This is a genomic window from Mogibacterium kristiansenii (assembly GCF_009695905.1).
GTDB classification, from domain to species: domain Bacteria; phylum Bacillota; class Clostridia; order Peptostreptococcales; family Anaerovoracaceae; genus Mogibacterium_A; species Mogibacterium_A kristiansenii.
Map to the genome: position 1 here is coordinate 1 of NZ_VUNA01000040.1, position 1,653 is coordinate 1,653.

The 1,653-nt window shown below is 41.7% G+C and carries 1 protein-coding gene; it reads right to left on the reverse strand.

Going from position 1 to position 1,653, the window contains the following annotated elements:
- Window positions 1-203: 203 nt before the first annotated feature.
- Window positions 204-1,535 (reverse strand): ISL3 family transposase, encoded by a 1,332-nt coding sequence (locus tag FYJ65_RS09450; RefSeq protein WP_154555074.1) that lies wholly within the window; start codon window positions 1,533-1,535, stop codon window positions 204-206.
- Between the last annotated feature and the right edge of the window lie 118 nt (window positions 1,536-1,653).

Here is a 1,653-nt window from a genome sequence, read left to right on the forward strand (position 1 = left end):
GCTCTTCACGAATTTTTGTGGGATAGTTATTTGAAACTATCCCTCATTTTTAATTGGAATGCCCCGAGCGACCCGCGCTGCGAGGACTTTTTTGCAGGTATTGTCCTCGCAGCTATAGAGCGTGCGTCGCTCGGATGACATTCCCCGTGAGCTCAAAGGAGAGCGAGCGGTACTACTATCATTAATTTTTCGTATTAAATTCACTACTTCTTACGGTTTTGAGGAAGCGAGATGTACTTTACAAGAGCAAAGAAGTAGTCATCGTTTCTGTATCCATAGCCAATTCTCTTTGCTACTTTAATCTTGTTATTGAAACCTTCCAGTTTTCCTGTGTTAATAGGATGAGTGGCATGAGCAATTAGTCCATGAAGACGTTTTTCCTTGAGTTTTGCGAATTTTTCCAGCTGCGGTATTCCGCTTTCCTTGGCAACTGTAAACCATTCTTCCCACATTATCTCTGCAAGGACAGGATTACTAAGTTCGAATAAACCGCACATCTCTTCCTTCATCGCATAGCAAATCGAAAGCGCCTTGTGATCGTCCAGTATGTCAGCCAGATCTTCTGCAGAATCCTCACTGAGATTAGTGGATTTTTTTAGAATATTCCAGCGACTCTTTTTGAGCTTTCTGTATAGCTTTCGCTCGGACTTTGCTTTATTGCGGAGTTCTTTTACCGTAGCTTTGTCCATATCTTTAGTAATCTGTGATTCAATCTCATTGGCAAATTTTTGGTGTCGTGCAGCTTCTTCGAGTCTGACGGAACCCAGAACCTCTTTGCCATACTGCGCCTGCATATGGTAACGATCATATACTATTGCCGCGTGCGGCAGATATTCTTCTACAAGTCTGTTGTAGGATGCATTCATGTCCATTGCCACGGCCTCAACTTCAGCCAAGTATTTCATATCGATTTCTTCGAAGAATTTACGAAAGTCGTTTATTGCTCGACCTTTCCCAACCCAAAGCACATCGCCCTCATCAAGATCCATGACACAGGTTGCATAGGTGTGACCTTTATGAATTGCAAATTCATCAACCGCAAGATGCTTTGGTTTGTAACCGTCTGTCTCAAGTTTTGCCTTGCGCTTTTCCAGTTCATCGTCCATGAGTTCCTTGTGAATCTTCGAGATAGTTCCCCAATGTATGTCGGTCAGTAAACTCACAGCCTTAACCGTCATGTTAAGTTTGAGCAGTGCCTTAATCCATAGCGCAGCTTTCCATGTCACTCTTGTTCCAGGGTATTTGAGGTCGATGTCTTCGTTGAAGGTATTGCCACAAGACTGACATTCATATCTATGAAAACGTACTCTCAATTTAAGAGGGGTTCCCGGTTCAACAGGCATATCCCTAAGTTTAATTGTTGGATTGCCTTGTATATGGACTTTTCCACCACAAAGAGGGCATCTGACAGCTCTGGTTTCTTGCATGCTTTCCACACGGAATATCTTTGAATTCGTTTCATCGTCATATTCATAGGATTCGCATTTGAACTGTTGATTAGAAAAGAGATTTGTTATACTATTGAAAAAGAGCATTGGATTGCAGTCCTTTCGTAAGTTTGTTCGCTACTACTTAGAATGAAGCATCCAATGCTCTTTTTCAATGCCTAATTATTTATTTCGATTTTAATCCCACAAAAATTCGTGAAGAACC